Here is a 19,446-nt window from a genome sequence, read left to right on the forward strand (position 1 = left end):
CCGGCACCCACAGACACCCAAGAACGGCGAGCCCTGGGAAGGGGCTCGCCGTTCTTGTGTATGAGCGCGAGGGTCGGAGAGGGCCGCAGCCCCCGACGTTCAGGAGTTCTGGCGCGAATCCATCACGGTCGCGAGCAGGGCGTCGAAGTCTTCGGTGAGGCGCTTGCCGGACGCTCCCTCGTACCGGTGCAGCGGGACGGCTCCGCCCTGCGCCTGCTGCAGGCCCACCCGCTCCTCGATGACGGGCGCGAGCACAGCCTCGCCGAAGAGCTCGCGCAGCTCCGCGAGCCGGTACTGGTGCTCGACCGAGCGCGGGCGGTAGCGGTTGACCACGAGCCCGAGAGGCTGCAGGCGGGGCGCGATGCCGTCCTCGTGCATCTCGGTGGCGAGCTTGAGCGCACGGTCCGCAGCGGTCACCGCGAAGAAGCCGGGCTCCGCCACGACCAGGGCCCGATCCGAGGCGGCCAGCGCCATCTGGGTGAGGCCGTTGAGCGAGGGCGGGCAGTCGATGAGCACGATGTCGTACTGATGGGTGCGCTTGTCCAGAGCCTGCAGGAGGCGGCGCACATCCTTGGATGTGGGCGCGGGGAGTCCATGATCGCGGAGCGGCTGGAGCCCGGGATGATGTCGAGGTGCGAGGTGGCATCCGACGACCAGGGCGTCTCGATGATCGCCCGATCGATGGTCTCGGTGCGCGGGGAGGACAGCACCTCGGCGATGTCCAGGGTGCTCGCCGGCTCCCCGAGCAGTCCGAGGGTCGAGTCACCCTGCGGGTCCAGATCGACCACGAGGGTGTTCACCCCTGATGGAGGGCGGCAGAAGCCAGGCCCAGGGTCACGGACGTCTTGCCGACGCCGCCCTTCAGGGAACACACACTCACGATGAACACACCCACAGTCTACCGACCCGACCCTGCACTCCGAGTGCACGACGGGCGGTAACCTGCGTGAATCGTCCGAAGGACACTGGAAAAGGGGGAGACGATGGGCCAGATCACGCATGAGCTCGTTCTCGAGGTGCTCGACGGCTGCGGCCAGAGCGCTCTGCAGGAGGCGAGCCGGCTCGGCTTCGCCCGGCTGGTGGGACCCACCGAGCTGACATTGAACAGCTCCGATCTCGACGCAGTGCGCTCCCTGCGACGGGTGGTCGCGGCATCGAGCAGCCTCACGGTCCCTGCCCGGCGCCCCCGGGAGCTGCTGGAGACCTCGGTGCAGCAGCGCCTCGGCGAGCTGCTCGAGGACATCCGGCGTCAGAGGCCGCGGCTGCGCTTCCATGGGCTGCGCCTCGAGGCCGCAGGCGCCCACACCCCCGATATGCGTCGGCTCGCCGCAGCCATGGCCGATCTCGCCGGTGTCCCGGTCGATGAGGAGGGCGACCTGGTGGTGCGGGTGCGTCGCGGCGCCCCACCCGGCACCTGGCAGGTGCTGCTGCGGACCACCCCGCGCCCGCTCTCCACCCGGGCATGGCGCACGGTCGACTACCCCGGAGCGGTCAACGCGACCATCGCCGCGACCGTGCTCGACCAGCTCGAAGTGGGACCCGAGGACTCGGTGCTCGACATGACCTGCGGATCTGGCACCTTCCTGGTGGAGCAGCTGCATGTGGAAGCGCCTGCCCGCGCCGTGGGAGTGGACCTGGACCCGTCCGCGATCGATGCCGCCCGAGCCCATCAGCGTGCGGCCCGTCGCAAAGGACAGGTGGAGTGGGTCGCCGCCGATGTGCTCGAGGCACCGCTCGAGCCGGGCTTCACCCGTCTGCTGACCAACCCGCCGTGGGGAACCCTCCACGGCGAGCACGACTCGAACGAACAGCTGCTCGCCGATCTGCTCCGTCGCGCCGCCGAACTGGCCGCTCCCGAGGCCCGGCTGGGGGTGCTCACCCACGAGATCACCCGGATGCACCGGGTGCTCGAGGAGGCAGCCTCCGGCTGGCGACTCCTCCGCGAGCACCGGTTCTTCCAGAAGGGCCACCACCCGCGGCTCTTCCTCCTCGAGCGCGGCTGAGCCCGGGGCTCACAGCCCCCGTCGGCCGTCCTGCAGCGCGCGCAGCGCGGCGGGCTCTCCATGGACCCTCACCCTGGCCGCCTCGTCACGGCCGCTGACCCACAGCAGCAGCTCGAGCGGATCGCCGTACACCCGCAGGCCCCCGGCGGAGTGGCGGGCACGCACCTGGCGCCCGCCGAGCGGTGAGACGAGGGTGACGTCGGCCTGCACCTGCATCGCCAGCGGAGCCATCAGCCCGACGGCGCGCCAGGCCCCCGCGGTGGACGCGGCCGAGAGCCGTCGGGGCTCCCAGTGATCCTGCGCGCGTCGCAGATCCTCGTGGTGGATCAGCAGCTCCGCCTGCCCGCTCAGCGCATCGAGCCGGCCGATGGGGAGAGCGGGCCGGGAGCGTCACGGAAGCGGGCGACCCGCTGCTGCCAGGAGCTCTCCCGGTATCTCGCGAGCGCCTCCAGGGCCCGCGTCCGCAGCGGCCGGGGAGCCGGGCGGCGAGCATCAGGTGAGGGGCCCGCTCCCGCAGATGGAGATGCTCGAGGAGAGCGGCGGCATCCCATCCGGGCAGGATCGTCGGTGCCTCCGCGCCGAGCGCGAGGAAGGTCGCAGCGAACTCCTCGCGCTCGGTTTCGTGCTCGTTCCGGCTGCCGGTCATCTCAGCCCTGCTGGGAGAACGCGGCGTCGAAGGACACCTCGGAGATCGGGTAGTCGAGGGTCTTCAGGTGCGCCAGCGCCTCCTTCGCCCCGTGGAGGCGGTCCATGCCGGCGTCCTCCCACTCGATCGAGATCGGGCCCTCGTAGCCGATCGAGCGCAGTGCGCGGAACGCCGCGTCCCACGGGACGTCCCCGCGGCCGAAGGAGACGAAGTCCCAGCCGCGGCGGGGGTCGCCCCACGGCAGGTGGGAGCCGAGGCGCGTGTTCCGCCCGGTCACGCGCACACGGATGTCCTTGCAGTCCACGTGGTAGATGCGGTCGGCGAAGTCGGTGATGAAGGAGACCGGATCGATCTCCTGCCACATGAAGTGCGAGGGGTCCCAGTTCAGGCCGAAGGCCTCGCGGTGCCCGATCGCCTCGAGCGTGCGCTGGGTGGTCCAGTAGTCGTAGGCGATCTCCGAGGGATGGACCTCGTGGGCGAAGCGCACCCCGCACTCGTCGAAGACGTCGAGGATCGGGTTCCAGCGGTCGGCGAAGTCCTGGTAGCCCTCGTCGATGACGGACTGGGGGACCGGCGGGAACATCGCGACGTACTTCCAGATCTTCGAGCCGGTGAAGCCGATGACGGTCTTCACCCCGAGCTTCTGGGCGAGCCGCGCGGTGTTCTTCATGTCCTCCGCGGCGCGCTGGCGCACACCCTCCGGGTCGCCGTCGCCCCAGACGGCGGAGCCCACGATCGCCTCATGACGGAAGTCGATCGGGTCGTCGCAGATCGCCTGGCCCTTGAGGTGGTTGGAGATGGCCCAGCACTTCAGACCGTGCTTCTCCAGGATCCCCAGCCGCTCGGCGATGTACTCGTCATCGTCCCAGCGGGATGCGTCCAGGTGCTCGCCGGCGACGGCGATCTCGAGGCCGTCGTATCCCCAGCCGGCCGCGAGTTCGGCGACTTCGTCCAGGGTGAGGTCGGCCCACTGGCCGGTGAACAGGGTGTGCGGGTGAGACATATCGGTGATGCTCCTTCTCAGAGGGTGATGGTCGTGCCGTCGGCGGCGTCGGAGGCGATGATCGCGTCGAGCACACGCTGCAGCGCGAGGCCCTCGGCGAAGTCGGGGAGAAGCGTGGCTGGTCACGGTCGTGGATGGCGAGCAGCAGGTCGCGTGCCTGGTTCGTGAAGGCGTTCTCCCAGCCCAGCACGTGTCCCTGGGGCCACCAGGCCTCGAGGTAGGGGTGCTCGGGCTCGGTGACCAGGATCCGGGCGTAGCCCTGCTCGGCGATCGGGACGGTGGCGTCGAGGAACCAGAGCTCGTTGGGGCTCTCGAGATCGAAGCGCAGCGCTCCGTCGGCGCCGAACAGCTCGATCCTCAGGCTGTTCTTCGCGCCGGTGGCCATGCGGGAGACCTCCACGGAGGCGATCGCGCCGCCGTCGAGCTCGAGGCTCGCCCAGGCCGCGTCGTCCACGGTCACCGGCTCCGGGCCGTCGTCGCCGGGGCGCTCGGGGACCATCGTCGCCAGCCTGCCCCGTACTGCGGTCACGCGCTTTCCCGTGAGGTGCTGGATCTGGTCGATCGCGTGCGAGCCGATATCGCCCAGAGCTCCGGAGCCGGCCGTCTCCTTCCGTAGTCGCCAGCTCATCGGCGCCTCTGCGTCCACCAGCCAGTCCTGCAGATACGCAGCCTTCGCCTGGCGGATGCTGCCCAGGCGCCCGGCGTCGACGAGCTGTTTGGCCAGGGCCAGCGCCGGCACGCGGCGGTAGGTGAAGCCGAGGGCCGCTACCTGGCCCCTGGCGGTGGCGGCGCGGGCGGCCTCGACCATCGCCTCGGCCTCGGCGGTGTCGTTGGCCAGGGGCTTCTCGCACAGCACGTGCTTGCCCGCTTCGAGCGCGGCGATGGCGATCTCGGCGTGCAGGAATCCCGGGGTGCAGATGTCGACGATGTCGATGTCATCGCGCGCGATCACCTCGCGCCAGTCGGTGGCGTGCTCCTCCCAGTCCAGGCGCTGGGCGGCGTCGGCGACGGCCTCCTCCTCATCACGGCCCACGATCACCCGGCGGGCGAACTCAGGGACGTCGAACGCGGCGGAGACGGTGCGCCAGGCCTGCGAGTGGGCGCGACCCATGAAGGCGTAGCCGATCAGGGCGACGCCGAGCGGGCGGGGGGAGGGTTCCGGCACGGGGAGCTCCTTCGTGGAAGGGGTGGTCACAGGGGCGTGGTCGGGTGGACGTCGCCCGCCGGTGTCGTACCGGGGGCCTCTCGCAGGAGTTCGACGAGGGTGGTGAAGGAACGGCCGACGGCGTCGAAGATGTCCCCGTCGTGGTCGTCGAACTCGATCGCCCCGATCTCGAGCCACGGGGCGGCCGCGAGGATCGAGGGCAGGTCCATGTCCCCTTCTCCGAGGCTGAGCTGGGACTTCACCTCACCCTGCAGCGGGCCGTCCTTGAGGTGGACGAGCTGGACGCGCTGGCCGAGCCGGTCCAGCAGTGCGGCCGGGTCGGTGCCGCCGACGGCCGACCAGAAGGTGTCCAGCTCGAGCACCACCCGGGGTCGAGGTGATCGGCCAGCACCTCGAGCCCGCACCGGCCGTCGAACACCGGCCGGGCCTCGACATCATGGTTGTGATAGCCCACGCGCACCCCGTGCTCGGCGGCGATGGAGGCCAGCTCGCCGAGCCGCTCGGCCGTGCGCTCGATGTCTCGTTCGTCAGTCCACTTCTCGGCGTCCCAGCGGGGTTCGACGACCGTGCGCACGCCCAGGTCCGCGGCGGCGGCGAAGACCCGGGCGGGATCCTCCTGCGTCATCAGGGAGGCGTGGGCCGAGGGTGCGGCCAGGCCGTTCTCGGCCAGCAGCGTCCGCAGGATCTGCGCATTCTCCAGCAAGCGGTAGGGCTCCACCGCGGTGAATCCGATCTCGGCGAGCCGGCGGAGGGTGCCGGCTGGGTCGGCGGAGAAGCTGTCGCGCACGCTGTAGAGCTGTACGGAGATCTGCACTGCCTGCTCCTCGGGCCGGTGGGTCGCTGATGTCGGCTTGTTCACAAGCCTATGTCGGCGATCAGGTCCCAGCAAAGCCTGGAGGTGCCATGAGGCGCCGAGTGCAGGAGACTGGACGCATGGAGAGACATGTGCGTGCGTGGATGAGGGCCGAGGTGGCCGAGGGGACGGACATCGCCCTGCTGGTCGCGGTTTCCGACGCCCCCGCGGCGCAGGAGGAGCTGAGCGTCCTCGCCGACGGTGCCATCCAGCCGGTGACCGAGACCCGCGATCGCTTCGGCAATCGCCTGCACCTGCTGCACGGCCTTCCCGAGGGGCCTGTCGAGATCGTCTACGAGGCATCCGGGGTCAGCGCTGCCGAGGCTCCGGACAGCGAGGAGTCCGACGCCGTGATGCATCTGCGACCCTCTCGCTACTGCGAGGTCGATGAGTTCGGGAGGATCGCCGCGGAGATCGTGGGCGGGCGCGAGGGCGCCGAGGCCGCGGACGCCGTCGTCGGCTGGGTGGATGGTCACCTGGACTATGTGCCCGGCTCGAGCACGATCACCGACTCGGCCCGCTCCACCTATCTCGCGCGGCAGGGGGTGTGCCGCGACTACGCGCACCTCACCGCGACGCTGCTGAGGGCGAGCGGCATCCCCGCACGATGCTCCTCGGTCTACGCGCCGGGGCTCACCCCGATGGACTTCCACCTGGTGGTCGAGGCGCTGATCGAGGGGACCTGGCGGGTGTTCGATGCGACGCATCTGGCGCCGCGCGCCTCGATGGTGCGGATCGCGACCGGGCAGGACGCGGCCGACACGGCCTTCATGACCACCCTGGCCGGGAACGTCACCCTGACCGGCATCCAGGTCACCGCAGTGGTCGATCCGGGGCTGCCCCGCGAGAGCACGGGGAGCAGGTCACGCTGCGCTGAGGCAGGCCTCTCAGAGGCTCGGGGTCTCTGGGTCCTCGGGATCCTGCGGCGTGGGGGCTCCTCGGAGCCGCCGGCGTCCCCGGTGTCCTCTTCGAAGCTCGCGAGGTACTCCTGGACCTCGGCGGCGATCGCGTCGGCCGTGGGGACCTCCGCTCCTGCGCCGGAGGTGATCATCCGGTCGAAGCGGTTCTCGAGCCCGTCGACCATCTCCTGGAGCTGGGGCTGGGCATCGATCTGCGCTGCGACCGCTTCGCGCACCGGCGCGGCCTGCGCCTCGAGGGCCTCGAGAGGCACCTGTGGGCCGCGCTCCTCGGTGATCGCTCCGAGCAGGGCGATCGCCGCGTCGGGATAGGACATCTCGTGGAGGTACTGGGGGACGTGCACTGTCAGCCCCACCACCTCGTGCCCGCCCTCGGCCAGACGCATCGTCAGCAGCGCGGTGAAGGGGGCGCGCAGCCGGAAGGTGCCCGGCATGGTGCGGCGCACCGCGATCGACTCCGGGTCGCCGGCGAAGCGGGTCACCGGCAGCTCGCGGGTGTGGGGGACCGGTGCGGGGAAGCCCTGCAGCAGCAGGGTCCGCTCGATCCCGAGCTGCTCGACGACGATCCGCAGGGCGTTCGCGACCCGCTCCCACTGGAAGGACGGCTCGGGGCCGGTGAGGAGGAAGAAGGTGTCCCCGTCGAGCGCGGTCACCTCGTGCAGGAGGATCTCGGGCTTCGCGTACTCGGTGAAGTGGTCCAGCTGCAGGGTGACCTCGGGGCGATGCCCGGCGTAGTCGTACACCTGATCCATGTCGAGGCGGCCCACTACGCGGCTCTCGAGCGTGTTCAGCAGCTGGTCGTCGACCAGCCGCTGGGCATCGCCAGCATCGCTGTAGGCGCCGAGGGTGACGAGCAGGGTCCGGCCGCGCAACGCGCGCGAATCGACGTGACGCTCGTAGCTGAACAGGGTCGTCGGATCCATCATGACCTCCAGGGCGACGGGCCGCGGGACAGCGGCGCGGGTGACGACTCCTACAACGTGGCGGGACCCGGACCTATTCCAGCCCGGCTGTCGGTCTCACGTGAGCAGCGCCACGAATGCGGCGCTGGCAGACTGGTCCGATGCGCGCAGTGATCTGGGACCTCGGCGGAACGCTGATCGACACCTATCCCGATGTGGATCGGGCCCTCGCCTCGGCGCTCGATCCGCAGCCCGATGAGCAGCTGCTGCACGAGGTGGCGCAGCTGACCCGGATCTCGAGCTCCCGCGCCATCAGCACCCTTGCCGCGCGGCACCAGGTGGCAGAGCACCGTCTGCGCGCCGCTTACGAGGCGACGAAGCTGCACTGGCAGGAGCATCCGCCGGCGGCGATGGAGGGAGCCCGGGACCTGCTCGAGGCCGTGCACGGGGCCGGCGGGCTGAACCTGGTGGCGACTCATCGAGAGCGGGGGAGCGCTGCTGCGCTGCTCGAAGTTCTGGAGCTGCCGATCGACGACATGGTCTGCGCGCCTGATGGCTTCGCGCGCAAACCCGATCCGGCGATGGTGCTGGCTCTCCTCGAGCGGCATTCGCTCGCGCCGGAGGACTGCCTCGCGGTGGGGGACCGGCCCGCCGACATCGCCGCAGCCCGCGCCGCCGGAGTGCCTGGAGTGCTGCTGGAGACCGCTGGCGTCGAACTGGCAGCCGGGGACGCAGAGCGGGTGACGTCGCTGCCCGCGCTCGGCGCACGGCTCAGCCGACGTGAGTGACTGGCCGGGAGCCTCCGGTGGGAGTCGACAGCACCGCAGGATCCAGGCGAAGCACCCCACGGTGCGCGTCACGCTGGAACAGTCCGAGCATGGAAGCGAAGGCGATCGCGACGCCGCTCATCTCCAGCAGCTCCTCGAGCATCGTCCCGTAGATGAAGGCGTTGTTCACGATGTGGTCGTTGCCGGCGAGGACCATCCCGTTCACGCTTTCGACGCCGATCGCGCCGAGCAGGAAGAGCGCCGCGCCGAAGATCAGCCCGTTGCGGACTCGTGCCGGCAGGTCGAGGACGAGGCGGAGCAGCAGCAGCCCGATGACCAGTGCGATCGGTGCCCCGAACAGCACCCACGAGAACCCGAGGTCGAAGGGCAGGTGCTCGAGCAGGCGGTCCGCCGGGAGGTCGAGCCGCTCATGCACCTCGAGGTATTCGTCCACAGAGGCGAACAGGGCGATGGCCGCCACCAGCCACCATGCTCCGCGCCGGACCGGACGAGAGCACGCGATGACCGCCGCCACCACGCCCATCAGCAGCCACAGCCCCGAGTTGTACCAGGTCGCCATGTTGTACTCGCGACCCACGTCGAAGTACCAGAACACGGTATGCAGGTTCTGCGATAGCAGCCCGGTGGTGCGTTGATGCGCCAGCAGGAACACCAGCGAGATGACGATGATCATCACGGCGACCACGATCAGGCTGAGAGCTGCCCGGTGCTGGGCCAACGGTCTGAAGTCCGCGGGTGCGGGCGACGAGGTGGACATATCCGGAGTCTATGAACACTCGGTGAGATCGAGGTGAATCCACGATGTGGACGCTCTCATGCGTGTCGCGGGGGAGCAGGGCACTACCGTGGGAGGTATGGCGATCATCTACCGAGCCGAGCTCAGCCCCTCCAAGACCGAGATCCTGCGTGACTTCCTGTCCGGGCGTTCCTGGGGAGAGTCCGGTGAGCTCGAGCTGCTCGGCGCGTACCGCTTCGATGATCCTGCCGGCGAGGTCGGTGTGGAGTGCCATCTGGTGCGCGTGGGGAGACGATCTACCATCTGCCGCTCTCGTATCGTCCTGCTCCCGTCGAGGATGCCGAGGCGTATCTGCTGGCCACCATGCAGCATTCGGTGCTCGGCGATCGCTTCGTGTACGACGGTCTGGCCGATGAGACCGCGCTGGACTGCTTCCGGCGCGCGATCTGTGGGGAGCAGCAGCAGGCGGCGCTCGAGATCTATGACGAGGATGGAGCACTGAGCGAGACGCTGCCGAAGAGCGTGACGCTGAGCCTCGAGGTCGATGAGGGTGAGGAGCCGCCCACCGGCGACGAGCTGCTGGACGGCACGCCGTTCACCATCGCGCGCACGCTCGGCGATCTGGACGGCGTGGTGCGCCTGCGCGCGACCTGGGACGGCGACAGCGCGGTCGTGGCAGCACTCTGAGGGGAGCACAGCTCGTAGAGCAGTCCCTGCCGACCTCCAGTCCCACTTTACATAACGTACATTATCGGCGGCGTATCGAGAGGGCTGTTCAGACGCAGCTGGGGCCCTGATCGACACTGTCGGGACTGTCGAGCCCCACCAGCACGCCGCACAGAGCCCAGCGCCGTTCTCACACGCGACCAGACGACGCACACAGGCATCCGCAACACAGGCATCGACAAGCCGGCCCCGACGATCTCGCCCTCACCGCGGCAGGACGTGACGGGCGTAGGCCAGGTCGGCCAGCTCGACCAACGCCCTCACACGACGTCTCCGCAGCCGCCTCACGGCCCCAGCCGCACCGGAACGGTCCAGTCGCGCCGCTCCCCTGACAGGCACCAAAAAGTCCCCTGACCTCCACTAACGTAACGTTCCTGCAGGTCACAGCCTCGCGTACGCTGTCTCGGTATCCCCGTCGCCCGTCAGACCACGCCGGTATGGGGATTGGCGGTGCTGCTCCCCGGCCCGCGAGCACGAAGAAGGTCACCGAGAGCATCGATCCCACCACCATCGCGATCGCCATCGGCAGCGCGGAATGGGTGCCGGCGATCCCGACCAGCGGCGCCGCGATCGAGGCGGAGAAGGAGAAGCCAAGCCCCAGCATCGCAGAGCCGGTGCCCGCGAACTCCCGCGCCTGGTCCGAGGCCAGCGCTCCGCCGTTGCCGAAGATCATGCCCTGCGGCGCGACGGTGAAGAAGAACGCCGGCAGCACGATCCATGCCGGGGTATCGAGGAACAGGCTCCCGATCAGCAGCGAGAAGCTCGCGAGCGATACGACGGCCAGCCCCACCCGGATGAGCTTGCGGGGATGGATGGTGCGGGTCAGCCGGGCGGACAGCAGCGACAGCGTCATCATGCCCACCGAGTTGATCGCGAAGCTCACCGAGTACTCGGTCGAGGTGAAGCCGAGCATCTCCTGGACCACGAAGGAGGAGGCGGACACGTACGCCATCAGCGCGAATGCGGAGAACGCGTTGACCAGCATGTATGCGACGAAGATCCGTCGCCGCAGGAGTGTGCGCACGTTCCGCAGGAAGGTGCGGAACCCGCCCGAATGGCGACGTGAGACGGGCAGGGACTCCGGGATCAGGAACAGCACGCCGATCAGCGAGATCAGCGACATCACAGCGATCGCCAGGAAGATCTCCTGCCACTGACCGAACACCAGGATGAGCCCGCCCAGCAGCGGAGCGACGATCGGGGCGACACCGCCCACGCCCTGCATGATGTTCATGATCCGGAACAGCTCAGGGCCGTCGGTCATGTCGATCAGCACGGCCCGTCCCAGCACCATCCCGAACCCTCCGCCGATGCCCTGCAGCACCCGCACTCCCAGCAGGACCTCGGCGCTCGGGGCAAAGGCGCAGCCCACGGAGGCGAGCAGGCACAGGATGATCCCGAGCAGCAGCGGGGCGCGGCGGCCGATCCGGTCCGAGAGCGGTCCGGCGACCACCTGTCCGCTCGCGGTGCCCAGGAAGAAGGCGGTGAGGGTCAGCTGCATCCGCGAGGCGGTCGTCCCCAGCTCCGCGGCGACCTCCGGGAACGCGGGGATGTACATGTCCGTCGCGAGCGGGCCGATCGCGCTGAGCGTGGTCAGCACCACGATCACCATGGCGGTGACCTTGCCGCGGGTGCGGCGCAGCTCCTCTTCGGTGGGCCGCTGGGCGAACTCGTGGTCCGCTGGGTCCTCGAGCACGGGGATCGAACCGGTGATGGTGGGGATCGCCCCGGTGATGGTGGGGATGCCACCGGTCACGGTGGGGGTCGGCTCCTCGTTCGAGGTGTCGTCGGCGCGGGACACTGCGGGCCTTCCTGGCGGCGCGGAACGGAATGGGCATGCGTCGAGCCGCGCGGATCCCTCCAGGGATCTCGCCCGGCTCGAAGCTCTCATCCTATGTCTGCCCGCAGCTGACAGTGAAGGGGTCTTGCCGAGGCTGCGGGCCTCAGGTCATCTCAGGAGCGCTGACGGCGTTCGTACATCCACACGATGCCCACGGCGGCCAGGTCCACCGCGATGAACAGGAGCATGAACGGTCCGCCCATCCCGACGGAGCGGTCGATCTCGATCCCCTGGCCTCCGGCGAACAGCGCGGCGGCCACCATCATGATCACGTTGTTGGCGACGTGGAAGGCGATCGGGGCCTCGAGCCCGCGACTGATCACGGCCATCGCCGCCATGCAGAGACCGAAGGCGGTGTAGTAGGTCAGCAGCCACGGATCGATCGACATGTGCACCAGGCCGAACATGACGCTCGAGCCGATCATGCCGACGATCAGGGCGGGCTTGGCGGCGCGGACCCAGCTGGCCACGGCGGGCATCACCGCGCCGCGGAACAGCAGCTCCTCCCCTGCAGCCTGCAGCGGAGTGGTCAGCAGCGCCACCAGCACCAGGCCGACGGTCGTGCCGGTGATGGCGAAGCTCTTCAGGCCTGCTGCCTCGGGCGCGACCAGCGCGGACAGCCCCAGCGCGACGAGGACCAGCAGGGAGAAGGCGCCGAAGTACACGCCCCAGCGCCGCAGGCTCATCCGTCGCGGGGAGGCCAGCAGGGAACGCCACGGCACCCGACCGATCAGCGCGGTCAGGAGCACGGCCAGCGGTCCCATCGCGGCGAGGCTGAGGTTGATCGCCACCATCATCAGCGGGGAGATCGTCATGTCCATCGGGTCCCGCCCGAAGGCTGCCTGCTCCACCAGGATCACGATGAGGGTGAACAGGATCTGCAGCACGAACATAGCGATGAGCAGCACCGGGATGATCACCAGCGGCTTCCACCAGCGCATCCGCAGGTGCGTGCCGAAGAAGCGGGTGTCGTCCACGGCCTGGGCAGGTGCCGGGTTCTGGGCGCCAGCGGTCTCGAGGGGGTCGACGGTCGGCGGAGGGGAGGAGTGGGGAATCGTCGTATCCATGGGTCCACCCCCCCCGCCGGTGCCGCAGCGCACATGCACGGATCGGTCAGCGCCTGTTCGACCTTCGTCGGGGCGTCCGGCGACTTCCCTGCGTCATCCGTCGGTGCGCTGCACCTCGGCGAGCCGACGCTGGTAGCTGGCGTCTGTGCGCTTCATCCAGCGGATCACGGCGGAGGTCACCGGGATCATCGCGTACTGGACGAGCACCTTGTAGAGGACGCCGAGGATCGTGTATTCGGCCCACTGCTCGATGGTGGTGATCCCGATCGCGACGGAGGCGATCGAGCAGAAGATGATGGTGTCCACCAGCTCGCCGAGTCCGGACGAGGTGAACAGGCGAGCGATCAGGCCCCTCTCCCCCATCCGGCGCTTCATGCGCGTGACGACGAAGGAGTTCAGGCTTTGACCGACGAGGAAGCCGGCCAGGCCCGCGAGCACCACGATCCAGACCGGGCCGAGTGCGAGCTCGAGCGCTTCCTGCTTGGCGAGGCCGTACTCGTCGGGGAACGGCGGCAGCGCGATGATGTCACCTGATAGCTGATCGAGGCCAGGATGCTGACGGCGAAGGAGGTCAGGATCGCGCGGCGGGCACTGCGGGCACCGTACAGCTCGGTGATGATGTCGCCGAGCACATAGGCGAGGGGGAAGAGGAAGAAGCCGCCATCGGTGATGATCTCGAAGCCGGTGCCGGGGACTGTCCCGAAGCTGACGCCCTTGGCGGCGCCGATCCCCGACAGCACCACCACGGTGACCATGGCGGCGAGGAGGATGTCGAAGTGAGAGCTGCCCCGGTCGGCGTAGACGGCGCCGACCGGGCGTCCAGACTGCTCAGCGGTGGGAGTGGGGTTCTGTTCTGAAGTCACCGAGGCAGGGTACACAGCCGGCCGGTGGTGCGTTCAGATGCCGTCGGCGCCGTAGTCGTACTCGCCGACGAAGCGCGCGAACTGCTCCTCGCTGCCGTGCCAGAGGTTCGAGTCGCCAGCGAAGGGGCCGGAGTCCGAGTACTGCCACATCTCCCAGCCCCACCAGCGGCCCGGCAGAGTGGTGGGAGGCTCGCTGCTGTAGGAGGCGAGGAAGAGCGGGGAGTTCACCGGGGTCCAGTCCCCCACCACGTCGTTCCACCAGTGCAGGTTCGTGTACAGGACCGGCCGACGACCGGTCTGCTCGCGGTAATGGTCGGAGAAGCCCATGATCCAGTCGCGCATCTCCTGCTGGCTGAGTCCGTAGTTGCGCGGGATGCCGCTGTAGCCCTCGAGGTCGAGCATGCCGGGCAGGGTGATGCCGTCCTCGCTCCAGCCGCCGCCGTTGTTGAGGAAGAAATCGGCCTGCTCCGCCGGGTCGCCGGAGTCGGGGCGCGCGAAGTGGTATCCGCCGCGCGCCAGGCCTGCGCCACCCGCACCGAGGTACTGATGATCGAAGTCGGGGCTGCGATAGGTGCGGCCCTCGGTGGCCTTGACGTACGCGAACCGGGAACCGAGCTCGGCCTGCGCAGCCCAGTCGACCTCCCCTGCCAGCCGGAGACATCCTGGCCGTGGATGCCCGCGGCGTTCGCGGACGGGGCGGCGAGAGCGGCGGTGCCGGTGCTGAGCGCGGCGGCGCCGAGCACACCCCACGCAGGACGGAGCGGCGGGAGGTTCCAGAGGCGGCGGGAGGAGGTGCGAGATGGCGGGGGCGGTACGACGACATGGCGTCTCCTGGGGAAGAGGGGAAGCGCGGTGCGACGGCCGTCACACCTGGACCACCGTACGCCCCCGCCACCCCTCGCTGTCCACGGGCTGCGCGAACCAGGCGTGTCTCGACGAATCGGACAGATCAGCGCGGCGCTATGAAGGCATGCAGGGTGCCCAGGATGGTGGTCGCGGCGAGCTCGGTCACGTCCCGCTCCTCCATGTGCTCACGCAGCATGAGATCGATGAAGATGCCGATCAGCAGCTGCGCGAGATCCTCCGGGGCCAGCAGTGCACGGGCACCGGAGGCCTCGAGGCGCATCGTGAGCAGCGCACCGATCTGGTCGCGCAGCCGCTCGCGCTGGACTGCGAGCTCGGCGCGCATCTGCTCGTCGCGCAGAGAACGCGCGATCGCGTCGGAGTAGAGCAGGTACCACTGCCGCCCGAAAGGTCGGATCCCCTCGAACACCGCGAGCATCACGCCGGCATCGTCGAGATCCGGAACCTCCCGGCCCTCCTGAGGGGTGCCCTGAGCGACTGCGGAGTCGACCGCGCTGTTCGCGATGGCGATCAGCTCCGCGGTGACCTCGTCGAACAGTGCGCTGAAGACTTCCTCCTTGGTGGAGAAGTTCGAGTAGAAGGCCCCACGGGTGAACCCTGCGGCCTTCACGAGGTCGTCGACCGTCGCGCCATCGACACCCTTCTCCACGAAGACCTCGAGCGACGCTCGCACCAGCTTGGTGCGAGTGTTCTCCCGGCGCCGGGTGCCCGTGGACTCGGGCAGCGGCTCGAACAGATCGGTCATGGCTCCTCGGAGGGGAAGGGCGGGTGGGATGACTCTCACTCCGCGGCACTCAGCGGACGTTGATGTCCCGCTAGATCGCCCGATACTATCGCATCGATACATTCGTGTATCGAATGCGTGGGCGTCTCGAGTGGGGAGGTCCGGCGTCTCCCCTGCTCGTGCTCGCCATGGAGGCCGTGTGTCCTCGTCCCTGTACCGTCTCGGCCTGCGAATGGCCTCGCTCCGCTGGAAGATCGTCGGGGCCTGGCTGGCGCTGCTCGTGATCGTCGGCGCCCTCGCCATCGGCCTCGCCGGCACCTTCTCCACCGACATCGAGATCCCCGGCACCGAGGGTCAAGAAGGCATCGACGCCCTGGCCAACCGGTTCCCCGAGATGGGCGGCACCGCCGGCCAGATCGTCTTCGTGACCGAGGATGGCTCCCCGGTCGACGAGCACCAGGACGAGATCGACGCGCTCATGACCGAGGTTGGAGAGGTCGAGCACGTCTCCGTCGCTCCGTCTCCCTTCGACGACCTCTCCCCGGTACCCGCGCCGAGGACGACAGCGCGCTGATCGGCCAGTTCCAGATGGACTTCCCGGCAGGGATGTACCCCGCCGGATCCGTCGACGAGATCACCGAGCTGGTCTCGGAGACGAACTCCGATGTGCTGGAGGCGCACCTCGGCGGACAGGTGCTCCAGAGCGCCGACATCCCCTTCGGAGCCGGCGAGATCATCGGCGTCGTCGTCGCGCTGATCATCCTCACGATCGTGTTCCGGTCCCTGCTGCCAGCCCTCATCCCGATCGTCACCGCGATCGTGGGCGTCGGCGTCTCGATGCTCGCCCTCGTCGCGCTCTCCGCCGGGATCGACATCCCCTCGGTCACCACGGCGCTCGGCGCGATGCTCGGCCTCGCCGTCGGCATCGACTACGCGCTGTTCATCCTCTCCCGTCACCGCGACCAGCTCAGCCAGGGCGATGACGTGCACGAATCGATCGGCAAGGCGCTGGCCACCTCGGGAAGCGCCGTGATCTTCGCCGGCATGACCGTGATCATCGCCCTGGTCGGCCTGTTCATCACCGGCATCCCCTTCCTCACCGTGATGGGCGTCGCCGCGGCCGCGACCGTCGCGCTGTCCGTGGTGGTCGCACTCACCATGCTCCCGGCGATCATGGGGATCCTCGGTGAACGCCTGCGCCCGCGCCGGATCCGCCGCCTGATGGCGGAGAACGACGGCGCCCTGCCCGCTCCCGACCCGCAGGCGACGCCCCCGCGCAGCATCGGCCGCACCTGGGTGCGCCTGGTCACCAAGGTGCCCGCGCTGACGATCCTGATCGTGGTCGTCGGCGTCGGCGCCCTCGCGATCCCGATCAAGGACCTCGAGCTGGCCCTGCCGGACCTGGGCACCGAGCCGCAGGGCACTGCCGCCCGCGACACCTATGACGTGGTGGCCGAGGAGTTCGGTCCGGGCTACAACGGTCCACTCCTGGTGACTGCGGACATCATCAACACCACCGATCCGCTCGGTGTGGTCGATGAGCTCGAGAGCGACGTCGCCGCCCTGGACGACGTCAGGAGAGATCCAGATGGCGACCCCCAACCAGGGAGCCGATATGGCTGTGGTGGTCGTCATCCCCGAGGGCGGGCCCACCGATCAGTCCACCAAGGACCTGGTGGCGGCGCTGCGCGACAGCGCCGAGGGCTGGGAGCGTGATCTGTCGATCTCCGACGTCACGGTCACCGGCGCCACCGCCGTCGGCATCGATGTCACCGACAAGCTCTCCGATGCGCTGCTGCCCTTCGGGCTGTTCGTCGTCGGGCTCTCCCTGATCCTGCTGGCCATGGTGTTCCGCTCGATCTGGGTGCCGCTCAAGGCGTCCGTCGGCTATCTCTTCTCGGTCGCGGCGGCCTTCGGCGTGACCTCGATGGTGTTCGAGTACGGCTGGTTCAACGGACCTCTGTTCGTCGACGTCAACGGCCCGGTCGTCTCCTTCATGCCGATCATGGTGATGGGTGTGCTGTTCGGGCTCGCGATGGACTACGAGGTCTTCCTCGTCTCCCGGATGCGCGAGGAGTTCGTGCACACCGGCGATGCCCGGGGAGCGATCGAGCGGGGCTTCACCGCGAATGCGCCGGTGGTCACCGCCGCCGCGCTGATCATGGTCGCCGTGTTCGCCGGCTTCGTGACCTCCGGCTGGTTCATGCTGCAGCCGATCGCGGTCGCGCTCGCCGTGGGCGTGCTGGTCGACGCCTTCGTGGTGCGGATGACCTTCGTGCCGGCCGTGCTCGCCCTGCTGGGCCGGCACGCCTGGTGGCTTCCGGGATGGCTGTCCCGAGCGCTGCCCACGGTCGACGTCGAGGGCGAGGGCCTGGCCGGTGTGCTCGAGCACCGTCACTGGACCGAGGAGCACGGCGCCCATGCCCTCCGCCTCGAGGAGACCGTCGCCCCGCTGCAGGGGGTCGCCGGCAGCATCGGCCCGCTCACCGGGTCCGTCGCCCCCGGCACCCTGCTGGTGGTCCGCGCCCCCGACGACGCCGCCCGGGAGACCTTCCTGGCGATGGCCGCGGGCCGGGTCTCCCCAGCTCCGGCATCCTCGCCGTCCACGATCGGCTCGCACCCGATGACCTCGGTGCGATCCAGGGCCGCGCCCACTGGATCGGTGCCGGCGCCCCGGTGGCCCGGCGTCTGGCCGAGATCGACGGCCGCGGTATCGGTCGCTCGGTGATCGTGCTCGAGCAGATCGAGGATCTCGCGCACGCCGCCACCGTCAGCGACGACACCCTCATCGAGCGCCTCGACGCGATGCTCGAGAAGGGCGCGACCGTGATCGTGGGCTCACGCGCCCAGAACCCCGTCGACGCCGAACGCCATCTGGCCAGGAGCCTGCGCGATCCGCGACGGCTGCTCGCCCTGTCCGTCCAGCGCTCCACCGCTTCGACCCCCGAAGGAGCCCTCGCATGAGCCGCTTCACGCATCCCCGCACCCTGATCGTGGTCCTGGTGCTGCCGCTGCTGGTGGCCGCGCTGGGCATGTGGGCGCTCAGCGGTCGTGTGGACCGCCTCGACACGGTGCCCGCCGCGGTCGTGAACCTCGACAAGGGCGCCGAGATCGAGGACGCCGACGGCGAGGTGCAGACCGTGCCCTTCGGCCGTCTGCTCGCCGGGGCGCTCACCCAGCCCGGCACCGTCGAAGGGCAGGACGCCCCGGAGACCACCGGTTTCGACTGGCAGCTGACCAGCCAGGACGATGCCGAGGAGGGCCTGCAGGACGGCTCCTACTCCGCGGTCGTGGTGATCCCGGAGAACTTCTCGGAGGATCTCGCCTCCATCGGCACCCCGGAAGCCACCCAGGCGATCCTCGAGGTCGTCACCAACGATGCCAGCGGCCAGATCAACGCCCTGGTGGGCACCGCGGTGACGGAGGCCTCGGCCTCCACCACCGGCGGGACGATGGCCAAGCAGTATCTCGATGGGCTCTACCTGGGCTTCAACGACCTCGGTGACGGATTCCGCGAGGCCGCCGACGGTGCGGAGGAGCTCTCCGAGGGCACCACTGGACTCGACGACGGCACACAGGAGCTCGCACAGGGCAGCCGCGACCTGGCCGAGGGCACCCAGGATGCGGCCGACGGCGCGGAGGAGTTCTCCGGTGGGGTGTGGACCCTCGCCGACGGCACCTGGCAGTCCGCCGACGGCACCCGCACCCTCGCCGACGGCCTCGATGAGCTCGCCACCGGCAGCGAAGCTCGCCGGCGGCGTGCTCCAGCTGCAGGACGGCCTGAACGGCACCGACGGCCAGCCGGGCCTGCTCGACGGCGCCTCGCTCCTGGCCGAAGGGGTCGAGGGCGACGGCACGCCGGAGAACCCGGGCCTGGAGGCAGGAGCCGAGCAGCTCGCCACCGGCCTCGAGCAGTTCTCCGGCGGCGTCGCCCAGGCCGGGACCGCGGTCTCCGGTGACGGCACCGCCGAGAACCCGGGCCTGGTCCCCACCGCGCAGAGCGTCGCGGAGGGCACCCAGGAGCTCGGCCAGGGTGCCCAGCAGGCGGCCGATGGCCTGGCCGGCACCGCAGAGGAGCCGGGCCTCGCCCAGGGCGCCGAGGGCGTGGTCGCCTACTCAGAGTCCACCGGCGAGATCGCCGGCGGCCTCGACCAGCTCGTGGACGGTGCGGGCACCGCGGAGGAGCCGGGCATGACCGCGCTGTCCGGGAGCATGCAGGAATCCGCGTGTGCGCTCGCCGAGCGCTACCCCGATGATCAGCAGGCGCAGATGCTCTGCGAGCAGGCCGGCGGGATGACCGAGTACGTCGCCGGTGTGGACGGATACGCCTCCGGTCTCGACACGGTCGT

Annotated in this window: 17 protein-coding genes and 5 pseudogenes; 9 read left to right on the top strand and 13 right to left on the bottom strand. The window is 69.6% G+C overall.

Features of this window, described 5'->3' with window-relative positions:
* Positions 1-99 precede the first annotated feature (99 nt).
* Positions 100-889: pseudogene (locus tag H3H54_RS09190) on the bottom strand (ParA family protein).
* 94 nt (positions 890-983) lie between these two features.
* Here H3H54_RS09190 and H3H54_RS09195 point away from each other — a divergent pair.
* Positions 984-2,003, top strand: coding sequence for a methyltransferase (locus H3H54_RS09195; RefSeq protein WP_262426339.1), 1,020 nt, complete (start codon positions 984-986; stop codon positions 2,001-2,003).
* 9 nt (positions 2,004-2,012) lie between these two features.
* Here H3H54_RS09195 and H3H54_RS09200 read toward each other — a convergent pair whose 3' ends face one another.
* The 5 genes and pseudogenes from H3H54_RS09200 to H3H54_RS09220 all read right to left on the bottom strand — a co-directional run bounded on the left by H3H54_RS09200 (position 2,013) and on the right by H3H54_RS09220 (position 5,631).
* On the bottom strand, positions 2,013-2,234 hold the full coding sequence (locus H3H54_RS09200) for a hypothetical protein (RefSeq protein WP_262426340.1): 222 nt from the start codon (positions 2,232-2,234) through the stop codon (positions 2,013-2,015).
* A gap of 416 nt (positions 2,235-2,650) precedes the next feature.
* Positions 2,651-3,652 carry a sugar phosphate isomerase/epimerase gene (locus tag H3H54_RS09205; protein ID WP_262426341.1) on the bottom strand — a complete coding sequence of 334 codons (1,002 nt, stop codon included), beginning with the start codon at positions 3,650-3,652 and terminating at the stop codon, positions 2,651-2,653.
* A 17-nt stretch (positions 3,653-3,669) separates the two neighbouring features.
* A pseudogene (locus H3H54_RS09210) lies at positions 3,670-4,763 on the bottom strand (Gfo/Idh/MocA family protein).
* 80 nt (positions 4,764-4,843) lie between these two features.
* On the bottom strand, positions 4,844-5,059 hold the full coding sequence (locus H3H54_RS09215; RefSeq protein WP_262426342.1) for a hypothetical protein: 216 nt from the start codon (positions 5,057-5,059) through the stop codon (positions 4,844-4,846).
* Positions 5,056-5,631 (bottom strand): sugar phosphate isomerase/epimerase, encoded by a 576-nt coding sequence (locus H3H54_RS09220; protein WP_262426343.1) that lies wholly within the window; start codon positions 5,629-5,631, stop codon positions 5,056-5,058. Before H3H54_RS09220 ends, H3H54_RS09215 begins: the two co-directional genes overlap by 4 nt.
* Before the next feature lie 392 nt (positions 5,632-6,023).
* Here H3H54_RS09220 and H3H54_RS09225 point away from each other — a divergent pair.
* A pseudogene (locus H3H54_RS09225) lies at positions 6,024-6,311 on the top strand (transglutaminase family protein); the annotation flags it as partial.
* Here the strand turns inward: H3H54_RS09225 and H3H54_RS09230 are convergent.
* Positions 6,290-7,513 carry a PAC2 family protein gene (locus H3H54_RS09230; RefSeq protein WP_262426344.1) on the bottom strand — a complete coding sequence of 408 codons (1,224 nt, stop codon included), beginning with the start codon at positions 7,511-7,513 and terminating at the stop codon, positions 6,290-6,292. The pseudogene H3H54_RS09225 and the gene H3H54_RS09230 overlap by 22 nt on opposite strands.
* A 137-nt stretch (positions 7,514-7,650) precedes the next feature.
* On the opposite strand from H3H54_RS09230, the gene H3H54_RS09235 reads away from it, so the two are divergent.
* Positions 7,651-8,277: an HAD-IA family hydrolase gene (locus tag H3H54_RS09235; RefSeq protein WP_262426345.1), complete on the top strand. Its 627-nt coding sequence runs from the start codon at positions 7,651-7,653 to the stop codon at positions 8,275-8,277.
* On the opposite strand, the gene H3H54_RS09240 is transcribed toward H3H54_RS09235, so the two are convergent.
* Complete coding sequence (locus H3H54_RS09240; RefSeq protein WP_262426346.1) at positions 8,261-9,034, bottom strand: hypothetical protein; 774 nt, start codon at positions 9,032-9,034, stop codon at positions 8,261-8,263. The two genes, H3H54_RS09235 and H3H54_RS09240, sit on opposite strands and share 17 nt — an antisense overlap.
* Before the next feature lie 97 nt (positions 9,035-9,131).
* Here H3H54_RS09240 and H3H54_RS09245 point away from each other — a divergent pair.
* Positions 9,132-9,700 (top strand): annotated as a pseudogene (locus tag H3H54_RS09245) (hypothetical protein).
* Between the two features lie 169 nt (positions 9,701-9,869).
* On the opposite strand, the gene H3H54_RS09250 reads toward H3H54_RS09245, so the two are convergent.
* The 5 genes and pseudogenes from H3H54_RS09250 to H3H54_RS09270 form a co-directional block, all read right to left on the bottom strand.
* Positions 9,870-11,540, bottom strand: a complete 1,671-nt coding sequence (locus H3H54_RS09250) for a multidrug effflux MFS transporter (RefSeq protein WP_262426348.1) — start codon at positions 11,538-11,540, stop codon at positions 9,870-9,872.
* Between the two features lie 152 nt (positions 11,541-11,692).
* Positions 11,693-12,646, bottom strand: coding sequence for a CPBP family intramembrane glutamic endopeptidase (locus H3H54_RS09255; protein WP_262426349.1), 954 nt, complete (start codon positions 12,644-12,646; stop codon positions 11,693-11,695).
* Positions 12,647-12,739: 93 nt separating this feature from the next.
* Positions 12,740-13,509 (bottom strand): annotated as a pseudogene (locus tag H3H54_RS09260) (queuosine precursor transporter).
* Positions 13,510-13,542: 33 nt separating this feature from the next.
* The gene (locus tag H3H54_RS09265; protein ID WP_262426350.1) at positions 13,543-14,259 is read right to left on the bottom strand and encodes a GH25 family lysozyme; all 717 of its coding nucleotides are present in this window, start codon (positions 14,257-14,259) and stop codon (positions 13,543-13,545) included.
* A gap of 199 nt (positions 14,260-14,458) precedes the next feature.
* Positions 14,459-15,118, bottom strand: coding sequence for a TetR/AcrR family transcriptional regulator (locus H3H54_RS09270; RefSeq protein ID WP_262426351.1), 660 nt, complete (start codon positions 15,116-15,118; stop codon positions 14,459-14,461).
* A gap of 178 nt (positions 15,119-15,296) precedes the next feature.
* Here H3H54_RS09270 and H3H54_RS09275 point away from each other — a divergent pair, with 178 nt between their 5' ends.
* From H3H54_RS09275 to H3H54_RS09295, 5 genes are read left to right on the top strand one after another with little or no spacing between them, the layout of a single operon-like run.
* The gene (locus H3H54_RS09275; protein WP_262423681.1) at positions 15,297-15,671 is read left to right on the top strand and encodes a hypothetical protein; all 375 of its coding nucleotides are present in this window, start codon (positions 15,297-15,299) and stop codon (positions 15,669-15,671) included.
* Between the two features lie 32 nt (positions 15,672-15,703).
* Positions 15,704-16,813 carry an MMPL family transporter gene (locus H3H54_RS09280; RefSeq protein WP_262423682.1) on the top strand — a complete coding sequence of 370 codons (1,110 nt, stop codon included), beginning with the start codon at positions 15,704-15,706 and terminating at the stop codon, positions 16,811-16,813.
* Positions 16,713-17,825 (top strand): MMPL family transporter, encoded by a 1,113-nt coding sequence (locus H3H54_RS09285; protein ID WP_262426445.1) that lies wholly within the window; start codon positions 16,713-16,715, stop codon positions 17,823-17,825. The genes H3H54_RS09280 and H3H54_RS09285 overlap by 101 nt, the downstream gene beginning before the upstream one ends.
* Positions 17,822-18,061, top strand: coding sequence for a hypothetical protein (locus tag H3H54_RS09290; protein ID WP_262423683.1), 240 nt, complete (start codon positions 17,822-17,824; stop codon positions 18,059-18,061). Before H3H54_RS09285 ends, H3H54_RS09290 begins: the two co-directional genes overlap by 4 nt.
* Positions 18,058-19,056: a YhgE/Pip domain-containing protein gene (locus tag H3H54_RS09295; protein ID WP_262423684.1), complete on the top strand. Its 999-nt coding sequence runs from the start codon at positions 18,058-18,060 to the stop codon at positions 19,054-19,056. Before H3H54_RS09290 ends, H3H54_RS09295 begins: the two co-directional genes overlap by 4 nt.
* Positions 19,057-19,446 lie beyond the last annotated feature (390 nt).

Origin of the sequence: Brachybacterium sp. Z12, from assembly GCF_014400405.1 — a bacterium.
GTDB lineage: Bacteria > Actinomycetota > Actinomycetes > Actinomycetales > Dermabacteraceae > Brachybacterium.